Raw genomic sequence first — 21,022 nt, 5'->3', positions numbered from 1 at the left:
GACTACGACCGACGAGAAGAGTCAAGTGGCCAGGCCGCACACCCACACTATTAGATCGCAGTCACCCGCTTGTGGCGCGTCTCGCATGCGTTCGTCCCGCGAACGTCCGCCGGATGCTCCCGCGTGTCCGGCGCGCTTCGATCACGGTGATGCGCAGTGTCAGTTCTTGAACTGCATCAACGGTTCGCGTGCGAACACCTCGGCAATCCAGTCCGCAAACACGCGGATCCGGCGCGGCAGGTGCCGGTTCGGCGAATAGAGAATCGATATCGGCCGCGGCATCGATGGATAGTCGACGAGGATTTCGCGCAGCGCGCCTGTCGCCAGATACGGCCCGAGTATGTAGCGCGGGCCCTTCACGATGCCCAGTCCGTGCAGCCCGCATGTCACGTAGGCATCCGCATCGTTGACGGCGATCATGCCTTTCATCTCGATCAGCTCGGTCTTACCTTCGATCACGAAGTCCCAGCCGCGCAACCGCCCGGTGTTGCTCGACACGTAATTGACGCCGATGTGATGACGCAGCTCGTACGGCGTCGCCGGCTCGCCGTGCTTCGCGAGGTATTCAGGCGCGGCACACGTGACACGCGCCATATTGCCGATGCGCCTCGCGACGAGCCCCGAGTCCTCGAGATCGCCCACGCGGATCACGCAGTCGACGCCTTCCTCGATAATATCGACCTGCCGGTCGGTCAAACCCATCTCGATCCCGATGTCCGGATACATCGCGAAGAATTCCGGCAGCGCCGGAATGACAGTCGTCCGCGCGACCACCGCTGGCAGGTTCACTTTGAGCTTGCCCTTCGGGTTCAGCTTTGCATTCGACAGTTCGCTCTCCATGTCGTCGACCTCGGCAAGCACCCTCAGGCATCGGTGGTAGTACATGCCGCCGTCTTCGGAAACGCTGATACTGCGCGTCGTTCGATTCAGGAGACGGGTGCCGAGATGCGCTTCGAGCGCCTGAATGATCCGGGAGACGCTCGCCACTGGCAGTTGCAGCGACTCGGCCGCCTTGACGAAACTGCCGGCCTCGACCACGCGCGCAAAGACTTTCATCGCAACCAAGCGGTCCATGATGTTTTCCCGTTGTCCTGACGCGTTCTTTGCCGTCGGCACGACAGGCGAACGGCGCTTTGCTTGATGACGGAGCTTTGCTTTTCACATCCCGGCACCGCACTGCGGCCGCTGCGCGCGGTTCCTGCCGCATCGAGGCTGGAAGTACGCGGCGTTGCGCTGGCCGCTACCGAAAAACCGAACGTGTTGATGCACCCTTCGCCCTTCACGAACACGGCGCCGTTGTGCATCGTCGGGTCGATCGGCTCGTCCGGATCCGACACGAAAATGAGAACAGACTCTATCAAATCTGCGTTCAACCTGCTCTTGTCGACACGCGGCAGGTTTTTGTCGCAGTGAGAAGCACCCAGGAATCAGCCAGGAAGGGGTCAGTCGCTCGCGAATGTTCCGTCCCGCACCGATCGCGCGAAATCGGCAACTGCATGACCGATTTCGTGCGGGCTGTCCTCCTGGATGAAGTGACTTCCCTTGACCGTGATCTCCTTTTGATTCGGCCAGGTCCGGCAGAAATCGCGGGCCGCCCCGGTCAGGATCGAGCCCGGGTCAGCGTTAATGAACAGCTTGGGGATCGGACTTTCGGCCAGCCATTGACCATAGTCGTCGACAATGGCGACGACGCTTGCCGGCTCGCCTTCGATCGGCAACTGGCGCGGCCAGCTCAGCGTGGGGCGCCGGTCTTCACCCGGTGTCGCGAAAGGGGCGCGGTACACCGCCATCTCGTCCTCAGTCAGGCCACGCAATACTGAGCTCGGCAGCACCCGCTCGACGAAAATGTTCTTTTCAAGAACCATTTCCTCGCCGCGCTCGCTGCGGAAGCCCTGGAAAACCTTGCGTGCATTCTCGGGCCAGTCTTGCCAGGTCACCGGCTTGACGACGGCCTCCATATAGACGATTCCTTTGACCCGTTTGGGATTCTGCCGAGCCCAATCGAAGCCCAGGGCGGAACCCCAGTCGTGTATGACAAGGATCACGTCGTCTCCGAGATCCAGCTTGTCCCAGAGCCCGAACAGATACTCCCGCTGCTCCTGGTACCCGTAGCGGTCGGGACCGGAACCGGGCAGCTTGTCGGACGAGCCCATGCCGATCAGGTCGCAGGCAATCAAACGCCCCAGGCCTGCGCAGTGCGGCATGACATTGCGCCACAGATAGGACGACGTCGGGTTCCCGTGCTGGAACACGATGGCGCTGCCCGTACCCTCGTCAATATAGGCCATCTGTTTGCCGTTCACTTCCGCGAACTTCTGTTTCCCGAATTTCTCAACCGATATGGACATTTCTATCTCCTTCGAGGATCTTCTTCACCTACTGAGTCATGGTGGTGTCACCTGGCTCCCGAGGAAGCCAGGCTTGATCTTGTGCCTGAACGCCTTCACACCCGCGAGGCCGTCACGCGACCGGGCATCTGGACGATCCAGGCTGATTCATGTTTCATGTGCTGCTTGAGGTCCGCGTCAAGGCGCCTGCAGCGCCGGAGCGATCCCGTATCGGGCGTCCGTCTTTTCGGTGATTTCGGCAAGCGTCACATCGGGCGCGAGCTCGGTCAGGGTCATGCCGGTCTCGTCGATCTCGAACACAGCGAGATCGGTGATCAGCATGTCGACCACGCCTTGGCCCGTGAGCGGCAGGGTGCATTGGCGCACCACCTTCTTCGCGTCCCTGGAGTTATGGTCCATCACCACGATTACCCTCTCGACGCCGGCGACCAGGTCCATGGCGCCGCCCATACCTTTTACCATCTTGCCCGGCACAGTCCAGTTGGCGAGGTCGCCGCTCTCGGATACCTCCATGCCGCCGAGGATGGTGAGGTTGATATGGCCACCTCGGATCATGGCGAAGCAATCGGCGCTGGAGAAATAGCTCGTCGTCGGCAATTCCGACACTGTCTGCTTGCTGGCGTTGATCAGATCCGCGTCCTCTTCGCCCTCATAGGGGAAGGGGCCCATGCCGAGCATGCCATTCTCGCTCTGCAACTGTACGGTCATGCCGGGTGGGATGAAATTCGATACCAGGGTCGGAATACCGATTCCGAGATTGACGTAATACCCGTCGCGGAGCTCTTTCGCCGCCCGCTGGGCCATGTCTTCGCGTGTCCAGGCCATGAGAAATCTCCTCCTAGTTGACCGCGCGCGGCCGTGTGGTCCGTTTCTCGATCAGTTTGACGTAGTTGGGCACGTGGACGATGCGCTGCACGAAGATGCCCGGGGTATGGATGTGGTCGGGATCGATCTCGCCCGGCTGCACCAGATGCTCGACCTCGGCGATCGTAATCTTGCCGGCGGTCGCCATCACGGGATTGAAGTTGCGCGCGGTCTTGCGAAAGACGAGGTTACCCTCGGTATCACCCTTCCATGCATGGACCAGGGAGATATCGGCAACCAGGCCGGTCTCCATGAGATAGGTTTCGCCATTGAAGACGCGCTCCTCCTTACCTTCGGCGACCACGGTGCCCACGCCGGTCCTGGTGAAGAAGGCTGGAATGCCGGCGCCACCGGCGCGGATGCGCTCAGCCAACGTGCCCTGCGGGGTAAACTCGATCTCGAGCTCGCCTTTCATATACTGGTCGGCGAACACCTTGCTCTCGCCGACATAGGTGCTGATCATTTTCTTGATCTGACGGGTTTCCAGCAAAATGCTGAGCCCGACGCCGTCGATCGCCGCGTTGTTGGAGACCGTGATGAGGTCCTTGACGCCGGAATCGCGCACGGCGGCGATCAGCTCGGTCGGAATGCCGCAGATGCCAAACCCGCCGGACATCATTACCTGACCGTCTTTCAAAAGGCCGTCGAGCGCAGCGGCGGCCGTCGGATAAACTTTACTCATCAATATTCCTCAATTTGGCCGGTGAGAAGGCACGTCACATTGCGTAATATATAGGATGACTTATGATTGCCATGCTGAAAACGATGGTGCTACACACGCCGATAGTTTTCCTGTTCGAGTACCAGGTTAGGCGGGATTTACTGTGCGCAGAAACTTCACGAGTTGGTCACTGACCTCGGCAGAGGCTTCGTGTTGTACCCAGTGGCCCACATTGTCGAGTTCGAGCCCCCCAACGAGACCGGGAAGGCCGGCGCGCATTTGGTCCACTGTAAAAGGATAGAGCTCTTTCAAGCCCTCTGCCTTTCCCCAAATGAAATAGGAAGGTTGGGTGATCTTCGCGCCCTTCCACGGAGCGGACAAGTAGAAATACGGGTCGGCGGCGCGATAGTAATTCAGGCCGCCGTGAAAGCCGGTGCGCTGGAATTCGGCGACGTTATGAGCAACGTAATCTGGTTTCGCCCATGACGGCAACGGTCCGGGGGCCGCACGATGAAGGCTTCGTGTGGGATTCATGGGGCTCCACCGCTTGTCGGCCGGAGCAGAACCCGATGCCCAATACAGAATCCCTGGAATGGTCACCGCGGCGTCAGCCCAAATTTGATCGGCCTCCGGCCGGATCTGTTCGAACATGTAGAAGTCGTTTTGATGGCCGGACTTCCGCATGCGCTCAAAGACGCTCACATCCCCGCGCGGAACGTAAGGTACGCTCAGGCAAAACACCGCTTTAAATCGATCAGAACGTATCAGCGCCGCTTGCCACACATGACTCGCACCCCAGTCATGGCCCACCAGGACAGCGCTGGAGATCTTCAGCGCATCGAGCAGTCCAATCAGGTCACCCGTTGTGTGCAGCGGCGTGTATAAGGTGGCCTCTACTGGAGCCGAGCTGCGGCCGTAGCCGCGCATGTCCGGAGCAATTGCCCTATATCCGGCTGACGCCACGGCTTTCATTTGTCGGCGCCACGTATAGGACGTATCCGGAAAACCGTGGCAGAAAAGGACGGCTGGTCCATCCCCTTGCTCAGTTACGTGCAAGGAGATGCCATTAGTAGCGATGTCGTACTCCTTGAGTCCCTCGTCGCCTCCAGAACTTTCCGCTCCAGCCCTTTGGCTCAGCATCAGGCTAGCAGCAACAGCAGCTCCACTTGCGAGGAAAGTGCGGCGAGAGAAAGCCGGCATAGAGCTCACATACTCCTGATTGGCAGCTGCGATGGCAGGCGTGTTCTTTCCGCAACTGACTTCGGAATTTGTCTCATTGCTGTTCATGACGCTCATATCATCCATTTCCCGTGGTCATCCATTTCCCGTGGTCGAGTTTGTGAAACCATTTCCAAGTCGCTATCGCGAGCCTAGCTCCCGAGAAAGCCAGGCTCTATCTTGTTCACGAACGCCTTCACGCCCGCGAGTCCGTCACGCAAACGGGACATTTGGACGATCGATACTGATTCATGCTTCATCTGCTGCTCGAGGTCCGTGTCATCGCTCGAAAGTAAAAGACGTTTGACGGACCCGAAGGCGAGCGTCGGGCCGTGGGCGAGCTGTTTTGCGATTTCATCGACCGTCGCGTCCAGTTCCTCGGGCGCGACCACCCGATTGACTAATCCCCAGTCGAGAGCCTCGGTGGCGGACAGCACGCGGTTCAAAAGAAACAACTCCTTCGTCCGACGGAGACCAATCAGGCGGGGCATGAACCAGCTCGTGCTTCCATCAGGGGTGAGCCCGATCTTCGTGTAGGCGCTGGTGAACTTCGCCGTCTGGGAGGCAACGGCGAGATCGGCGGCCGCCATCAGGCCGAGGCCGGCGCCGGCTACCGTGCCGTTCACTCTGGCGACCACCGGCGCTCGCATGCGCGCAAACACGGAGATCGCTTCGTGGAGATGCACGGCCATCTCTTCTATCAGGCTGTCGACCCGCTCCGGATCCGATGCGAAGCCCGCCACGTCGCCGCCCGCGCAGAATGCACGGTCGCCAGCGCCGGTCAGCACTACACACCGCACGGTCGAATCGGTGCTGCATTGCCTGGCGGCGAGGAGGAGTTCCTTTGCAGTCAGCACATCGATCGCGTTCATCTGTGCCGGTCGATTGATCGTGATGCGCGCGACACCGTCCTCGATGCTGAAAATGAGAGTTTTGTAGGTCATGGCATTTCCTTTGCCTGCTATTTGCCGGTGAATTGAGCGGGACGTTTTTCGATGAAATGGCGAACCCCTTCCTTGAAGTCCTCGCTTTGCAGACTGACCACCATTTCCGCGTTCGCAAGTTCGATGGCCTCGCCCAGCGTTTGATAGGGCGCTTCCCAGAACTGTCGCTTCATGACTCTGACCGACCGAGGTGATACCTCGGACGCGAGGCTTTTGGCGAGGGTTCGAACTGCAGGCATCAGTTCGTCGGGCGGCACCAGGCGACTGACCAGGCCAATCGAGAGCGCTTCCTGGGCGGTCACCTTTCGCGAGGTCAGGAGGAGGTCCATCGCTGCCGCATGCCCGACGATGCGTGGCAAAATCCATGCAATGCCGTGCTCGGCGATCAACCCGCGCTTCGCAAAGGCAGTGGAAAAGACGGCTGTCTCCGACGCGATCCGGAAATCGCTGTAGAGGGCCATGATCAGACCAAGACCCGCGGCGGCGCCATTGACGGCACTGATGATCGGCTTGGGTGTAGCTGGAAAATAGGAGTACCGCGTCTGGTAGTCGGCCCGTCTGTTCATGTCGTAGGGCCGCATCCATTCTTCCGCCCGGATGTCTTCGGGCGGCAAGACTTCGAGCTCATCCATATCCATGCCGGCGCAGAACGCCTTGCCGGCACCCACCAGGACGATCACCCTGACGCTGCTGTCCCGCCCGGCCGCTTCGATCGCTGAGCGCAGTTCTACTTCCATGACCTTGGTGAGGGCATTCATGCGGGTCGGACGGTTCAGCGTGACCGTCGCCACCAGTCCGTCGACCTCATAGAGAATTTGTTGATAGTTCATAGTGTGACAGTCTCCGCCTCAGCGCTTTCGAAGTAGGTGCCTGGCAGTTGGATTGAGATCGGTTCGAGGAACTCCTCGATTCCGTGACGTCCGTTTTCCCGGCCCACGCCGGATTTTTTGAATCCGCCAAATGGGGCGGCGGGATTGAACGCTGCGCCGTTGATGTCGATTTGGCCGGTGCGCAGCCGACGGGCAACGGCCAGCGCCTCCTGCGCCGTGCCTGCCCAGACCGCGCCTGCGAGGCCGTAATCGGTGCCGTTGGCGATGTCGATCGCCTCGTCGAGGGTGTCATAGGCCATAAGGACGAGAACGGGCCCAAACACCTCTTCCTGCGCGATCGCCATCCCTGGCGTCACGCCGGTTAGCACGGTGGGTGGCACAAAGAATCCCGTTTCGGGTACCCTGGCCGCCGGATTGGTCAATAGCTGGGCGCCTTCGGCCAACGCTGCGTCGATCAAACCCCTGACGCGCTGGCGCTGGGCGCTCGAGACTAGCGGACCCAGCCGTGTCGTCGGCTCGGCCGGGTCTCCCATTTTGTAGCCCTCGATCGACGCGGCGATCAGGTGCCCGGCGTCGACCACAAGCCCACGCGGAACCAGCAACCGGGTCGGCGCGGAACAGGTTTGCCCAGAGTTGAGGAAGCAGCCCCCGAGCGTCGCTTTGACTGCAGCATGCAGATCCGCACCGGGCAGGACAAGCGCGGCCGACTTGCCGCCAAGCTCCAGAGCAACCCGTTTGATGTCACCGCTCGCGAGCGCCGCCACGTGGCGACCCGCACGCGTGGAACCCGTGAACGACACCATGTCGATGTCCGGATGGGTCACCAGCGCTTCGCCGATTTCGATTCCGGAGCCGTGCAGCAGATTGAAGACACCAGCCGGCAAATCACTTTCTTCAATCGCTTTAGCGAGCAGGAACGCGCTGGTAGGGGCAATCTCCGACGGTTTCAGAACGACGGTGCAGCCTGCGAGAAGTGCCGGCGCCACCTTCCCCGTGATCTGGTGGAGCGGGTAATTCCATGGCGTGATGCAAGCCACGATTCCCACGGGCGCCTCGACGACGAGCGAATGACCGACGCGGCTCTCCCACTCGAATTCGGCTACCAGATCGGCATACATGTGCCATGCCGATATTGGCGCGCCAACCTGAATCCGGGCAGCCAGTTTCCTGGGCATGCCGACCTCGCGCGAGATCGCCTCGGTCAGTTCGTCAGCGTGGGTTCGCAGGTTGACGGCAATCTTGCGAATGAACGCAGCGCGCTCCGCCGGGGTCCTCGCCGACCAGCCTGCGAGCGCCTCCTTTGCACTTTTGACAGCGGCGCTGACGTCGTCCGTCGAGCTCAAGCGATAGCGCGCAAACGGCTGCTCTGTGAAGCTATCGATAACATCGAGTTCAGCGCTGCCCGAAGCGCGTCGCCAGATGCCGCCGATAAACGTATCGTGTTGGGTCATGCGGTACTCCATTCGACGGGTTCAGGCCTGTATCTCTTCCACTTTTTTCAATGCAGCGATGTCGCGCACGGCACGCACAGAGAATCCAAGTTTTTCGTACACCCTTGCGGCGTCGCTGTTCCCGTCCTTGACGTGAAGAAAAGCCGTATCGCCGCGTTCGACGATCTGCTTCGTGAGCAAGGCGACAAGGACATTGGCATAACCTTTACCCCGATGTTCCGGGTGCGTGCAGACGCCGCTGATTTCCGTGAACCCGTCAAGGCGAATGCGTTCGCCGGCCATCGCAATGAGGGAGGCGTGCCCGTCGAAGATGCCGAGATAGCGCCCGATTGTTACCGTGCGCGCCTCCATCGGTCCGGGCTGCGTCAAGCCTGCCAGGGCCACCATCGCAGCGCCATCGGACAGATCGAGCTCCCTCATCGCAGGCGCCGTCGTTCCGCTGATCGGTGCGCGGAAACTCCCCTGCGTGCAGATCATCTGCAGAAACGGATAGCGCCACCCGGTTTCCCAGCCGTCCGGTACCGACTCGCTCCTGGTGCCGAACAGACCGATCGTTTCGCCAACCTTCACGATATCGGCAAGTGCTGCCCACGACTCGGTGGCCAGAGGATTTTCGAGTGCTGCTATCGGCGAAATGTCCGGTTGATAGCGCCTCGCTCGACCCTCGCCGATGCCGAAATGCCGTTGAGGGCCCGTGAGTGCATGCCATACTGGATTGTCTAAGAGGTGCATCGTTGTTACCTCGTAAATTTGCGGAGGACCGACTGCCGCAGTGTCGTGACCCGGCAGCATTCTGGTTGCGCTCACATGGTCGCTACGTGATTTCTCGCGCTGGCAGAACACGCCCGTAGCTGGTTCCAAATCCGATGCGGTTGTAGCCGGAACGCTCGCACCATCCCCGAAAGAAGATGGCGTCCCCGTCTTCGATAAAGCTTCTTGTCTCCCCATTGGGAAGCTTGACCGGTTTTTTCCCGGCGAGGGCGAGCTCCATCATCGCTCCCGCTTCGTCGACGCCGGGTCCGGAGATGGTTCCGCTACCCAGCAGGTCCCCGGGTTGAAAAGAACAACCACCGACCGCGTGATGGGTAACCATCTGTGCAACAGTCCAGTACTGGTGAGCGAAGCTTGTTCGCGACAGTCGGACCGGACCTTGACCCGCCCGCCTCATCGCATCGGATTCGAGCGCTGCCTCGAGCTGTATGTCAAGGGCACCCTGACTTCGCACCCGTTCGGAGTCGAGGTAAGGTAACGGTTGGGGCTCGTCCTGCTGCCGTGTCCACGGTTTGCGATACGGAGCGAGCGCGTCCATGGTCACGATCCAGGGCGACACGGTGGTCGCAAAGTTTTTTGCGTGGAAGGGGCCGAGGGGCACTGACTCCCATGCCTGAATATCGCGGGCGGACCAATCGTTGAGCAGGCAGATTCCAAAGACGTGGCTTTCGGCGTCTGTGATTGCGATCGGCTCGCCGAGGCGGTTGCCTTTTCCCACGAAGATGCCCAACTCCAGTTCGTAGTCCAGGCGTGCGCAAGGCCGAAGTGCTGGTGTCTGGTCTCCGAACTGGAGCGTCTGACCGCAAGGGCGGTGGAACTCCTGACCGGAAACGCCAATCGTGGACACGCGGCCGTGATAGCAGGTCGGGATCCAGTGGAAGTTCTGCGAAACGTCTGCATCTGGATTGAACAGCTTGCTGATTGTCCGTGCGTGGTAGATGGACGTGTAGAAATCGGTGTAGTCACCAATGCGGACGGGCAGGTCATATTCGGCAGCTGACTGAGGTACGAGGCATTTGCGTAGCGCCGCTACCGTCTCTGGCTCGGACTCGGCCAGGCTTTGCGCGAGGAGGCCGAAGAGGCCAAATCGCAGCGCCTTCCACGCTGCGCTGCCGAGCGTGAAAAAGTCGTTCAGTGCCGGTTTTGCGCAGCTTTCGACCGCTGACTGAGCCAGGCCTGCAAGTCGCTGCAGGCGGCTTAGTGCCGCGAGATCGACGATTTGATCTCCGATGGCGACACCTCCCCTGAACGGTTCCGGGCTGCCGCGGCGACGGAACACCGCAAAGGGCAGGTTCTGGATCGGAAAGTCGCAGTCAGGCTTGTTGGCCGAAGCAATCCAGCTAGTCGCCGATGCATCGTGAGTATGGTCTGTCTCTGCCATGATTTCGCCTCAGTCAAACTGGCCAACCGGATTGCGGCGGCTGCGCAGAATGCCGCGATCCCGGAGACTTTGAATCGCTTCAGTCGTGATCCCGCGTTCGGTCAGCACTTCCGCGTTGCTTTCGCCCTGGAAATAGGGAATTCCGGGCTCAGGGAGCCTGGATAGGCTAAAGCGCCACGGCGAGCCAGGCATGCGCGCAGTTCCGCCATCGCGGTCGTCAATCTGGGCGATCGCGTTCCAGTCCTCCGCCCACTCCGATTCGGACAGTTCCTGCAGCGTCCGAACCTGACCGATTGCCAGCCCGGCTTCGCTAACCTGCGCCTGCAACTGGTCCAGATCAGGGAACGTGAGAATCCAGGCACGGACTTCGGCCATCAGACTTTCGTGATTCGCTTTTCGTAGCTTGGCCGTCGCAAAGCGCGGATCAACCAGCAGGTCAGTGCGCCGCATCATTGCGCAGTAGCGAACGAAAATAGGGCTGAAAATTGGGCTCGCGGCGATAGTCAGCAGGGTGCCGTCCGGGAGCCTGAAAATCGGTGACTCGCTGGCACCGAGCGCGTAAGGCTCGTCTTCGACGTCCCGACCAGACATCAGCGCACCGGCGCGTTCATTGACCGACAGCATGGTCGCCGCCATGGAGACGTCGACATACTGCCCCTGGCCAGTGCGCTCGCGATGCTGCAAGGCGGCCAGTACAGCGATCGCGCCCTGGAGGCCAGTGTAGACGTCGGCGTGACTGCAGGAGTCGTTCTGGAGTTCGGTCAGAGCCGGGCCAAAGTGATTGAGGACAATGTCCGTATGGCCGGTTTCTGCATGGACGGTTGGGGCGAACGCGGGGCGGTTTTTCCACGGCCCGGTCTGTCCGTAACCGCTAATGGAGACGTACACGACGTTCGGATTGAACTTCACCACGTCGTCGTAGCCAAGCCCGAAGCGCGCCAGTGTGCCGGGTCGGAAGTTCTCAACGATCACGTCGGCGCCTTTGCAGAGTTCGGCGACGATTTCGCGGGCTTCCGGATAGTTCAGATCGATGCTGACGTTGCGCTTCCCCGCGTTTTGCTGCGCGTAGTAGAGCGACATGGGGCCAATATACGGAACGCCTGCCCGTCCGATGTCGCCCGCGGGCGGTTCAATCTTGGTGACATCGGCGCCGAGATCCCGGAGCGTCTTCGTGCAATGGGGCCCGGACAGCACGCGCGTAAAGTCGACGACGCGAATTCCTTTAAGGGGGGCGTTCATGGTTAGTCTCCCTGAAACACCGCAGAGCCCGGGCCGGTTGCCCCAAACGCGGCCAGACCACGCTTCTGGTCTGCGCTCGCCCACATCGACTCATTCACATCTGCCTGCACCGCGTCCGCACCACTGATGCCTTCGCGAGCAGCGAGATTCGCCAATGTCTTGATCCCGCGCAACGCAACCGTCGGTCCGCTGGCAAGTTGTTTCGCCCAGGACAGCGACACCGGGTTCAGCTCGCTTTCCGGTGTGACCAGATTGACGATGTTCCAGCGCTCGAGGGCGCGCGGATCATTACGTCGGCCGATCATTGCCATTTCCTTCGCACGGGCAACGCCGGCGCGTTGGACCACGCGTTGCACGCCGCCCAAAAGCGGAAGCAGCCCAAGGGATGCTTCGGCCATACCGATCGAGGCTGTGTCGGCCGCAATGACCATGTCGCACATCAGGGCGAACTCGAAGCCGCCCCCCAGGGCCGCGCCGTGTACGGCGGCGACTGTCGGAACCGGAACGTCTTCGAGGGCGCGCCAGAGGCGTTCAAGACCTGCCTGGTCGTACCGCTCGGCAGCGATGACTTCCAGGTCTGCCCCTGCGCAGAAGTGACGCATCGAACTGCGAAGCAGGATGGAGCGACAGCCGTCTTCAACCGCCTCTGCGTACGCGGCGGCTAACCCTGCGAGCAGCACTTTGTCGATCAGGTTGTGCGGGGGCTTAGCCATGGTGACGACGCCGACGGCGCCGTCCTTTTCGTAATTGATAAAGGACATGTTCGAACCAGTGCAGAAGTGAAAGGAAAATGGAATATGTGGCCGATGGCGGAGCGACGCCGCATCTACTTCGTGTTCGGCTGAAAGAGCTCGATATTGGCCTTGACGTATTCGCTAACCGTGATTGGCTTTCGACCCGTAATGGTTTCAACCAGGTCGTTGGCGCCGGCAAAGACGCCGTCCTGATAGTCGCGATACACAGAAACGACATGCTGGATGAAATGCTCAGAAAGACCCATCTGCGACAGGCGCTGCTCGCATGCAGAGAAGCTCTCATCCTCGTAGCGGATCTCCCTGCCCAGCACCTCACTCAACGTCCTGGCAAGTTCGGCGTGGTTCATCTCGACAGCGCCGTACAGCGGATAACTCTTCCCTGCATGCGGTGTCGGATTCAACAGGAGGTTGGCAATGATGCGTCCCTGATCCGACGCCGCAATGGGGGCGTGGCGGCCGTTTCCTGCCGGCACTTTAAGAAGGTCATGATTGGCGATCTGCGGAAGTTGAAATCTATACGTCAGCCATTCCATGAAAAAGGTAGGGCGCAGATGCGTCACCGGCGTTCCCGCCCAGTCAAGCACCCGTTCGCCGTACCAGTGAGACAGCGCTGCGCGACTCTTGGCCTGCGGACGCGCTGAAATCTGCGACATATTGACGATCGAGCGAAGCCCTGCGTCCCTGGCGCCATCCGCGAAATACGCGGTCGCATCAACGAGTTGCGGCTGCATGACCGGATAGACGAAGTAGGCGCCGGTCACTCCCTGCAATGCATGGCGTACTGCATGGCTGTCAAGCAACTCGCCGAAGACAACCTGAACGCCCTTGGCACGCAATGCCGCAGCCCGCTCGTCGTCGCGGTGAACAAAGGCCCTGACCCTGGCGCCTTGCGACAGCAGTTCCTGAATGGCATTGCTGCCGGTTTTGCCGGTCGCGCCGGTGATCAAATACAGATCGTTGCTCATTTCGTTATCCTGAGTGTACTGCGTGAATAGGTGTCCAATGAAGTTCGGCGATACCGTTAGCGGGGCATGTGCTCAACTGCCGCTTGTGAACGAAGCATTCGGAAGCAAGACCTGCAACTGCTTGAGAGGTCCGAGGGGAATGAATTCAAACGTCATGAGACCAGCCTGGTCAAGGGGCAACTCCTCGATAAGTGCATGCGCCTCCTTGAGACTCGTAACGTCGAGCAGGAAGACAACCCCGGGGCGATCCTGCCGGGCGTACCACTGAGCGATCTTGCCGTCGAGATACAGGCGTACCGTTTGGGGGACTTCCAACGGCAGGTGGGCGTTGAGCTGTTCTTGCGCCCATAACCGTTCGACTGCCATGCGTGGATCCATCGCAAGCCTCCATTGCCGCGACACATCGTGGATGCACCACTGATCTGTTGATGCGACTCAGTCCAGGCACTGACATTCTCACCACTGCAGGCGCGCCGACGCTCGTTCATCGCGCCGCCCGCTGTCCGCCGACAGCATGCGCCACACAGCGCGCAATACGTGAGCGGTCCACAACGCGAGACTCGCGTGCGACTTCGCCGCCTCCGTCGTGAGCATCCAGGTGGCACGATCCGACCCAGCGCTAACCCACGCGCTGTCACCGGCCGCGAGAGCGATCGCCTCGCCAGGCTTCAACCAGTGGTCGCCCGCACGCTCGTCGATCGTCACCCACAGCAGGCCCGCATGAGGGGTGATCGTTAATGGACGAACGGCGACGAGCCGCGTCGACGCCTCCGCATATTCGCTTTCTAAGTATCTGATTTCACGCATGATGTGCTCCCGACGACGACGTGAACTGGCCGATCGCCGGGATTCTGGTGGTCGGTACTGTGGGCAATGCCTGGATGGCTGACTGTGTCATTTCGGACTCCAAGGGCGAGACATCAGATTGGCCGGTATTTAGAGCATCTTCGAACTCTAAATTTAGAGTAGACTAGAACTCTAAAAACCGCAAGGCGTTTTTCTGGAACCAGGGGCAGCAAGATGAGAAAGTCGAGAATCGAAACGGCCGAGACGAGGAAGCGCATCGTCGCAACGGCTTCCAGGGTATTTCTAACCAGGGGTTTAGCTGCAACAGGCATCGCCGACATCATGGTTGCCGCTGGACTGACACAAGGCGGCTTCTTTCGGCATTTCCGGTCGAAGGGGCAACTGGTCGCCGAAGCCAACGTCGCAGCGTTCGGGCAACTGATGGACATGTTCGAGCGTGCCATCGTCGGCAAGCCACCAGGGGAAGCGCTCGATACCATCGTTTCTCTCTATCTTCACCAGCTTCGGGGCAAGGAGCCGGTGTATTTGTGTCCTTTGGCTAATCTGGGCAGTGAACTTCGGCACGCCGACGAACAGGTCAAGGCGACGACCGTAGAGGGCTACGAACGTCTGGTCCGATTGGTCGACCAGCAAACGCAGCAGCTAGGTATTGCGGGGCATGCAGACGTCGCCAATGCGATTGTTTCAACGTTGGTGGGTGCGGTGACGCTGTCCGGACTCGCCCCCGATCCAGGCACGGAGGAGACGATCCTGCTGAATGCGCAAAACGTCGTTCGCGTTCTATTGCGGTGTTCGCCACAAGCAAATGTCCCGACACGTAAGCTCCGGAGTTCGCAGGCAGAGAGTGCATAAACCATTGAGTGTTGATTGGCTGACAAATCAACACATCTCGTTTAAAGACGCCAGAGGCGCCGCCGCGCTCTGCCATCGTGCCGAAACACGCTGCGTGGTTTTCCGGGTTGTGGTGCAATTCCGATGCGTCCGTCTGTTGCGCTTGAGCTTTTAACGAGCACGAGCCAATGAGCAAGCTGGAAGACATCGACGGGTTGTTCAATGGGCGTCATTTCGACCGCGAAGTCATCATCCTTTGCGTGCGCTGGTACCTGCGCTACAAGCTCAGCTTTCGAGACCTCGCTGAAATGTTGGCGGAGCGTGGCCTGTTGCTGGTGCACACGACGATCATGCGCTGGGTGAAGCGCTACACGCCGGAGTTCGTCAAACGCTGGAATCGGTTCGCCATGGCGGCCGGTCAGTCGTGGCATGTCGACGAGACCTATGTGAGGATCTGGGGCAGATGGGCCTATCTTTACCGCGCCGTTGACCGAACGGGAAAAACGATCGATTTCCGCCTCAGTGCCAGGCGCGATGTGGCGGCAGCATAGGCATTCTTCGTCCGGGCGATCAGAACTCAGGGGCGCGCTCCCGCAACGATCACGCTGGACGGGTACGCGGCATCGCATCGGGCGGTGCGCGAGATGAAGACCGACGGGTTGCTGCCTCAGCGAACGAAATTGCGATCCTCGAAGTACCTGAACAATCTGATCGAGCAGGATCATCGGCTCGTCAAATCGCGGGTGAACGTCATGCTCGGGTTCAAACGCTTCCGCAACGCGGCCGTGACGATCCCCCGCATCGAGCTGATGCATCGCATTCGCAAAGGCCAGTTCGATCTCGCCTGCGTGCATCTCAAAGATACTACTGCGCCCTCGATCTGGATGGCGGTTCTATCAGCTCGTTGAGGTCTCCGAGAAACGGGCGGCTTCTTGCCCGGCTGTCGAATTTGCACCACAACCGCATCCCCGGATTGCGGAACATCCCTTTGTTTTGACGGGGAAGGTTTTGTCTGCTCTTTGTTGGTTGGGTGGTGATCGGATGCTGCGGCCAAGCCAGAGATCCCGGAAGACGGGACCCGTCACTATCAGTCATCCCTCGCAGGAATGGCGTTCGCGTCAAAGGCAGACGGCTTGCTCCATTCGTGCCCCCGCATGAAATCATCGTATTCCGTACGGACAATATGGTTTGTGTAATTGCCCAAGATCTTCGCCGCGACACCGAGCAACACCTCCAGCACGTTTCGGCGAAAGTAACCCGCCGCCAGAAAGGCGTTAATGTCCGCTTCAGCAACGAAACCACGTTCCCGTACTACGTGAGTCGTGAAGCGACGCAACGCTTCAAGCTTCGGATCCGCGAGTGGCTTGCCTTCACGTAGGGCAGCGACGAGCGTCTGATCCATGCCAACCTGCAACGCGCGAGCGCTGTGTCCAGCCATCGAATAGTGGCAGCTGTTCTCGAAGTTTGCAGTCATCGATACAACTTGCTGTTCCACTGAGCTCAACGTGCTCTTAGAGAAAAGTTCGAGGAGTGTGAAATAGCCGGACAGTGTTTCCGGCGACTCTGCCAAATGCGCCTGGAGATTCGGCACGACGCCAAAAATACGTTCTGCCTGTTGGAGGCCCGGTTGAGACGCAGCAGGGGCGGATGCTGCTGTATATGCGAGAAACTTGGCCATCGACTGCCTCGAATCAAAAACAATAGTCACACGAGTATCGCTGATGCGGCACCTTCGCAGTAGGCGGCGCCGGAACATAAGAGCTATTCCTGACTTGCATAGCGTGTCAGTGCTCGGCTCGGTTCGAAAGTCCTGAATCGTCGGAGAAAGCGGCTCACCTCTCCTCGGTAGCCGTCAACCGCGACAGTCCGACTTGTGAGATTGCGCCCCTTTTCACTGGCGAGAGACAGGGTATTCTGCGTTATCTCTTCTGGCAACGCAGGTACGAGACCATCAACCCAGCGCTGCTACAACGGTCGCATCGTGGAAACGGTGATCTTCTGCGGCGCTGAGGGCGCGGTCCATTCCCGCGAGGAATGACTGTTATCGATAACGCCCGTCTTCTTCTCGAGCGCCTTGCGCCTCATCATCTGCTCACCGTCAACCAACGATGAGCAAATGATGAATTCCTTCCAGTCCTACACGATCGACACCGCACCCGCAGCGTCAAAGCCCACCCTTGAAGAAGCGAAGCGTACTTTCGGTTTTGTACCGAACCTCCAGGCGCACATGGCTGAATCACCGGAACTGCTCGCCGGCTATACGGCGCTGTGGGATCTCTTTGCGAAAAGCACACTCACGCCTCACGAGCAGCAGGTTGTCTATCTGACGTCGAACTTTGAGAACGACTGCCACTACTGCATGGCGGGCCACAGCACGCTCGCGAAAATGATCAAGATGGACCCGGCGGTGATCGCCGCGCTTCGCGCCGGCACGGCGTTGCCGGATACGAAGCTGGAGGCGCTGCATCGCTTCACGACGATCGTCGTGCGCGAACGCGGATTCGTTCCGGACGCGGAAGTGGAAGCCTTCCTCGCGGCCGGCTATACACGCCGCAACGTGCTCGAAGTGATTCTCGGTGTCGCAACCAAGGTCATGAGCAACTACACGAATCACATCGTCCATACGCCGTACGACGCTTTCATGAAGGGCAATGAGTGGACGAAGCCCGAGCACGTGCCTGGTACGCCCTCTGCCGCGTGATTCGTCCAGCCTTCAGGAATCGATGGAGAAGTGTCATGTCGATGCGGGAGACACTCAACGCCTTGAGGGCCGACTTCAAGGCGGGCAAGCATCCCCCTACAACGCAGCGTGTAATCCATTCTGTCATGGTGCGCGCGACTGCCGAACCGATCGCGAGCGGTCAGGCGGGCGGCACAAAATCCGTCCAGGCGAGCGCCTCGACATGGCCGTTTTGCGAAGAAGCATGTGGAGGGTTTCTGGTTGTGCTTCTTGCAAGAGTTCGGTCCGACTGAATCGGTGTCGCCGAGGCCGACAGTGCGAGAGGCGCGCCTCGTTCGTTTTCTACGTTCGGTAGCCGGGGTCGGCGTGGCGCACCTGGCCAATACTGCGCAAGCAGTGGACGGCAGCGATCTGCCGGACTGACAACGGACCTTCGACTCGAGAGCCACATGAAAGCGATTGAATTGCGTCAACTGCGCTACTTCTCGATTCTTGCGCGGGAACTCCATTTCGGCCGGGCGGCCGACCTTGCGTCGATAACGCAATCTGCGCTTAGCCAGCAGATTGCGAAACTGGAAGAACTGGTGGGCGCGCAATTACTGAACCGCGACCGGCGCGGCGTGACGCTGACCGCTTCGGGCGAGGCTCTGCGGAACAGCGCCGACGCCATCTTCGCTCAGGTTGAGCGCGCGTTGCGTGAGGCGCAGGATGCCGCGGGCCGTAGAGAGTCCAGAATCTCGATCGGTCTGGTCGAGTACGCGAATCTGTCATTTATTCCGCCTGCGCTCATTCGGCTGCAGGCACTATATCCGGACATCACGATAGAGCGCCACGAGATGAACACGGCGCAGCAGATCACCGCGCTGACCAAGAAACATATCGATATTGGCTTCGGCGCATTGCTCGACGCTGCACCAGACAACGACGACGTACTGGTTCAGCCGCTGTTCGAAGCACACTGGGTCTTGTTGATGCGCAGCGATCACCGGCTGGCAAACGTCGACTTTCTGAACCTTTGCGATCTTGCGCAGGAGCGACTGATCGGCTCGGCACGTGCGGTCAATGCGCCGCTTTATGACTCGATGGTTGCTCGGTTCCAGCAAGCTGGTTTCATGCCAAACTTCATCTATGAAACGACGCAGGTACAAGTTGGCGTTAGACTCATCGAACAAGGGCTCGGCGCAATGATCGGTACCACATACCTATTCTCGTCGCTTCCAGAAACTTTGCACTACCGGCAGATCAACGGCCTCGAGCCCGTGACGGTCCAGATGCTGTCGCGCACAAATGAACGCAATTCGCTGATACTTGACTTTCTCGATCTGGCGGCTGAAGAATCGCGTTGCGCGCAAACCCGCGCTACGACGCCTCGCACCTCCGGTCGATAGGCAGCGCTTAGCTGCGCCTGCTCAACCGTGATCGGCGTGGAGTAACGTTGACTCTGCCGGGCGAGACACTACGCGACAGCATCGATGCCATCTTCCAGCAAGTAGAGCAGGCGCTACGGATTACTCGGGACGCGGCGGGGTATCAGAGTTTCAAGATCTCGGTTGGCCGCATTGAAGTTGCCAATCTGCCGTTCATCCCGCTCGCCTTGATTCGGTTTCAGGCGCTATATCCGGACATCACGGTTGAGCGCCACGAGATGAACACGGCGCGGCAAATCGTCGCGCTAAAAGGAAACAACATCGATCTGGGCTTTGGTTTGCCAGCAGGCAGCTTGCTCAACAATGCGGAGCTTCGAACGGAGCCACTGCTCGAATCGAGCTGTGCGCTGCTGGTGCGCAGCGACCACCGACTCGCGAATGTCGACTGCCTCAACCTTGTCGACCTTGTGCATGAGCGTCTGATCACCTCGGCGCGCGCGGGAAATGCTCCGCTCTACGACTCGATCGTAGCGCGTTTCCAAAGCGCCGGCCTCTGGCCAAATTTCGTCTGCGAAACCTTGCAGGCGCAGGCCGGAACTACGCTGATCGAACAGGGACCAGGAGTAGTGACCGGTGCGATCAACCTGTTCACATCATCGCCGCAGACAATCAAATATCGGTTCATCAATGACGTGGAGCCGATGTCGGTTCAAATGTTCTCGCGCTTGAAAGAGCGCGATTCGCTGATTTTCGATTTCGTTGAAATGGTTACCGAAGGAGCGTGTCGCTGGCGGGCTCTGAGCCTCCAGCCGGGCGAATCTCGCTGTAAGTACGCGGGTCGCTTCACGTGTCGGATCGATTAGCGCTAGTAATCGGCCTTGCAAGTATTTCGAATTGGCTAATACCGATGATGTCATCCAAACTTCTCCTCAACGCACGAGCGGCTTGATGAATAGGTGGACCACCGTCGAGTTCATCCGCCGGCATGCGTTCATGCACCGTCTGTTTCATGCGTATCGTGAGAATTCGGAAGTGGATGTGACATCACGAGAACGCATGCTAAAGATTGCAAAGAACCGCGCAACCGATGTATTTCGCGCATTCCCGATCCACTGGAGTATTAAAGATGACCCAAGCACAAGCGAAACCCGGAAAGACCCTCTTGTCCCCTAACGATCACACGCTGATCATGATCGACCATCAGTCGCAGATGGCATTCGCGACGAAGTCGATCGATGCGGTTCTTCTGCGCAACAATGTCGCATTGGTCGCGAAGGCGGCCCGCGAGTTTGGCGTGTCGACGATTCTGACTACCGTCGCAGAAAAGACCTTCTCCGGTCCGATTTTCGAAGAAATCAGCTCGACATTTCCTGGCCAGGAGACGATCGATCGGACTTCTATGAACATGTGGGAGGACTCTCGTATCACCGCTCGCGTAAACGAAATCGGAAAACCACGGATCGTGATGGCGGGTCTGTGGACCAGCGTCTGTATCGTCGGGCCGGCGCTTTCGGCGCTTGATCAGGGCTTTGAGGTGTATGTGATCGCTGATGCGTGCGGCGATGTTTCGGACGAAGCGCATCAACGCGCGCTAGATCGCCTCGTCCAACAGGGCGCACGCCCGATGACGTCGCTGCAGTATCTGCTCGAGCTGCAACGCGATTGGGCTCGGACCGAAACCTACAATGAAACAGTTAAAACCTCGGTAGCGCATGGCGGCGGTTACGGACTAGGTCTGATCTATGCGAAGACGATGTTCGGCGGTTCCGAGGGACACTGAACAAGATTTGTCATACCCGCTCGGCCTTGGTCGATTATCGCCGCCGGTCGAGCCAGCGGCGATAATCGAAGTGCAGGTTGACCGGTGACAGCGATCGGCAACACGGCGATTATTATATATTCAGGATAAC

Annotated in this window: 22 protein-coding genes and 1 pseudogene; 6 read left to right on the top strand and 17 right to left on the bottom strand. The window is 59.4% G+C overall.

Features of this window, described 5'->3' with window-relative positions; all coding sequences use genetic code 11:
* Positions 1 to 159: 159 nt before the first annotated feature.
* The 16 genes from P3T23_RS41850 to P3T23_RS41775 all read right to left on the bottom strand — a co-directional run bounded on the left by P3T23_RS41850 (position 160) and on the right by P3T23_RS41775 (position 14,234).
* Positions 160 to 1,074: a LysR substrate-binding domain-containing protein gene (locus P3T23_RS41850; protein ID WP_429321925.1), complete on the bottom strand. Its 915-nt coding sequence runs from the start codon at positions 1,072 to 1,074 to the stop codon at positions 160 to 162.
* Positions 1,053 to 1,373 carry a hypothetical protein gene (locus tag P3T23_RS41845; protein ID WP_429321924.1) on the bottom strand — a complete coding sequence of 107 codons (321 nt, stop codon included), beginning with the start codon at positions 1,371 to 1,373 and terminating at the stop codon, positions 1,053 to 1,055. The genes P3T23_RS41850 and P3T23_RS41845 overlap by 22 nt, the downstream gene beginning before the upstream one ends.
* A 69-nt stretch (positions 1,374 to 1,442) precedes the next feature.
* Positions 1,443 to 2,348 carry a haloalkane dehalogenase gene (locus P3T23_RS41840; protein WP_429321923.1) on the bottom strand — a complete coding sequence of 302 codons (906 nt, stop codon included), beginning with the start codon at positions 2,346 to 2,348 and terminating at the stop codon, positions 1,443 to 1,445.
* 177 nt (positions 2,349 to 2,525) lie between these two features.
* A complete protein-coding gene (locus tag P3T23_RS41835; RefSeq protein WP_429321922.1) occupies positions 2,526 to 3,173 on the bottom strand; it encodes a 3-oxoacid CoA-transferase subunit B in 648 nt (215 codons plus the stop codon).
* Between the two features lie 13 nt (positions 3,174 to 3,186).
* Positions 3,187 to 3,894 carry a CoA transferase subunit A gene (locus P3T23_RS41830; protein ID WP_429321921.1) on the bottom strand — a complete coding sequence of 236 codons (708 nt, stop codon included), beginning with the start codon at positions 3,892 to 3,894 and terminating at the stop codon, positions 3,187 to 3,189.
* 126 nt (positions 3,895 to 4,020) lie between these two features.
* A complete protein-coding gene (locus tag P3T23_RS41825; protein WP_429321920.1) occupies positions 4,021 to 5,169 on the bottom strand; it encodes an alpha/beta fold hydrolase in 1,149 nt (382 codons plus the stop codon).
* 74 nt (positions 5,170 to 5,243) lie between these two features.
* Complete coding sequence (locus P3T23_RS41820) at positions 5,244 to 6,035, bottom strand: enoyl-CoA hydratase/isomerase family protein (protein ID WP_429321919.1); 792 nt, start codon at positions 6,033 to 6,035, stop codon at positions 5,244 to 5,246.
* 17 nt (positions 6,036 to 6,052) lie between these two features.
* Positions 6,053 to 6,865, bottom strand: coding sequence for an enoyl-CoA hydratase (locus P3T23_RS41815; protein ID WP_429321918.1), 813 nt, complete (start codon positions 6,863 to 6,865; stop codon positions 6,053 to 6,055).
* Positions 6,862 to 8,316 carry an aldehyde dehydrogenase family protein gene (locus P3T23_RS41810; protein WP_429321917.1) on the bottom strand — a complete coding sequence of 485 codons (1,455 nt, stop codon included), beginning with the start codon at positions 8,314 to 8,316 and terminating at the stop codon, positions 6,862 to 6,864. Before P3T23_RS41810 ends, P3T23_RS41815 begins: the two co-directional genes overlap by 4 nt.
* Before the next feature lie 21 nt (positions 8,317 to 8,337).
* Entirely contained in the window at positions 8,338 to 9,048 is a 711-nt protein-coding gene (locus tag P3T23_RS41805; RefSeq protein ID WP_429321916.1) for a GNAT family N-acetyltransferase, read from the bottom strand.
* 82 nt (positions 9,049 to 9,130) lie between these two features.
* Positions 9,131 to 10,468, bottom strand: a complete 1,338-nt coding sequence (fahA, locus tag P3T23_RS41800; RefSeq protein ID WP_429321915.1) for a fumarylacetoacetase — start codon at positions 10,466 to 10,468, stop codon at positions 9,131 to 9,133.
* A 9-nt stretch (positions 10,469 to 10,477) separates the two neighbouring features.
* On the bottom strand, positions 10,478 to 11,707 hold the full coding sequence (locus P3T23_RS41795) for a CaiB/BaiF CoA transferase family protein (protein ID WP_429321914.1): 1,230 nt from the start codon (positions 11,705 to 11,707) through the stop codon (positions 10,478 to 10,480).
* 2 nt (positions 11,708 to 11,709) lie between these two features.
* Positions 11,710 to 12,468: an enoyl-CoA hydratase/isomerase family protein gene (locus P3T23_RS41790; RefSeq protein ID WP_429321913.1), complete on the bottom strand. Its 759-nt coding sequence runs from the start codon at positions 12,466 to 12,468 to the stop codon at positions 11,710 to 11,712.
* Positions 12,469 to 12,533: 65 nt separating this feature from the next.
* A complete protein-coding gene (locus P3T23_RS41785; RefSeq protein ID WP_429321912.1) occupies positions 12,534 to 13,427 on the bottom strand; it encodes an NmrA family NAD(P)-binding protein in 894 nt (297 codons plus the stop codon).
* Positions 13,428 to 13,499: 72 nt separating this feature from the next.
* Positions 13,500 to 13,805 (bottom strand): hypothetical protein, encoded by a 306-nt coding sequence (locus P3T23_RS41780; RefSeq protein WP_429321911.1) that lies wholly within the window; start codon positions 13,803 to 13,805, stop codon positions 13,500 to 13,502.
* A gap of 78 nt (positions 13,806 to 13,883) precedes the next feature.
* A complete protein-coding gene (locus tag P3T23_RS41775; protein ID WP_429321910.1) occupies positions 13,884 to 14,234 on the bottom strand; it encodes a DUF2917 domain-containing protein in 351 nt (116 codons plus the stop codon).
* 213 nt (positions 14,235 to 14,447) lie between these two features.
* On the opposite strand from P3T23_RS41775, the gene P3T23_RS41770 reads away from it, so the two are divergent.
* Both P3T23_RS41770 and P3T23_RS41765 read left to right on the top strand, forming a co-directional pair.
* Positions 14,448 to 15,086 (top strand): TetR/AcrR family transcriptional regulator, encoded by a 639-nt coding sequence (locus P3T23_RS41770; RefSeq protein ID WP_429321909.1) that lies wholly within the window; start codon positions 14,448 to 14,450, stop codon positions 15,084 to 15,086.
* A gap of 167 nt (positions 15,087 to 15,253) precedes the next feature.
* Positions 15,254 to 15,973 (top strand): annotated as a pseudogene (locus tag P3T23_RS41765) (IS6 family transposase).
* Positions 15,974 to 16,152: 179 nt separating this feature from the next.
* Here the strand turns inward: P3T23_RS41765 and P3T23_RS41760 are convergent.
* A complete protein-coding gene (locus tag P3T23_RS41760) occupies positions 16,153 to 16,743 on the bottom strand; it encodes a carboxymuconolactone decarboxylase family protein (protein WP_429321908.1) in 591 nt (196 codons plus the stop codon).
* 441 nt (positions 16,744 to 17,184) lie between these two features.
* Between P3T23_RS41760 and P3T23_RS41755 the strand changes: the two genes are divergently transcribed.
* From P3T23_RS41755 to P3T23_RS41740, 4 genes are all read left to right on the top strand, one after another.
* Positions 17,185 to 17,766: a carboxymuconolactone decarboxylase family protein gene (locus P3T23_RS41755; protein ID WP_429321932.1), complete on the top strand. Its 582-nt coding sequence runs from the start codon at positions 17,185 to 17,187 to the stop codon at positions 17,764 to 17,766.
* Between the two features lie 428 nt (positions 17,767 to 18,194).
* Entirely contained in the window at positions 18,195 to 19,133 is a 939-nt protein-coding gene (locus P3T23_RS41750) for a LysR substrate-binding domain-containing protein (RefSeq protein WP_429321907.1), read from the top strand.
* Between the two features lie 47 nt (positions 19,134 to 19,180).
* Complete coding sequence (locus P3T23_RS41745) at positions 19,181 to 19,975, top strand: LysR family substrate-binding domain-containing protein (RefSeq protein ID WP_429321906.1); 795 nt, start codon at positions 19,181 to 19,183, stop codon at positions 19,973 to 19,975.
* Between the two features lie 263 nt (positions 19,976 to 20,238).
* Positions 20,239 to 20,892 carry a hydrolase gene (locus P3T23_RS41740; RefSeq protein WP_429321931.1) on the top strand — a complete coding sequence of 218 codons (654 nt, stop codon included), beginning with the start codon at positions 20,239 to 20,241 and terminating at the stop codon, positions 20,890 to 20,892.
* Positions 20,893 to 21,022: the final 130 nt, after the last annotated feature.

Source organism: Paraburkholderia sp. GAS448, assembly GCF_050435685.1.
Taxonomy (GTDB): Bacteria; Pseudomonadota; Gammaproteobacteria; order Burkholderiales; family Burkholderiaceae; genus Paraburkholderia.
The sequence above is the reverse complement of the archived record's forward strand: the minus strand, read 5'-3'. Positions and strand labels throughout refer to the sequence as shown.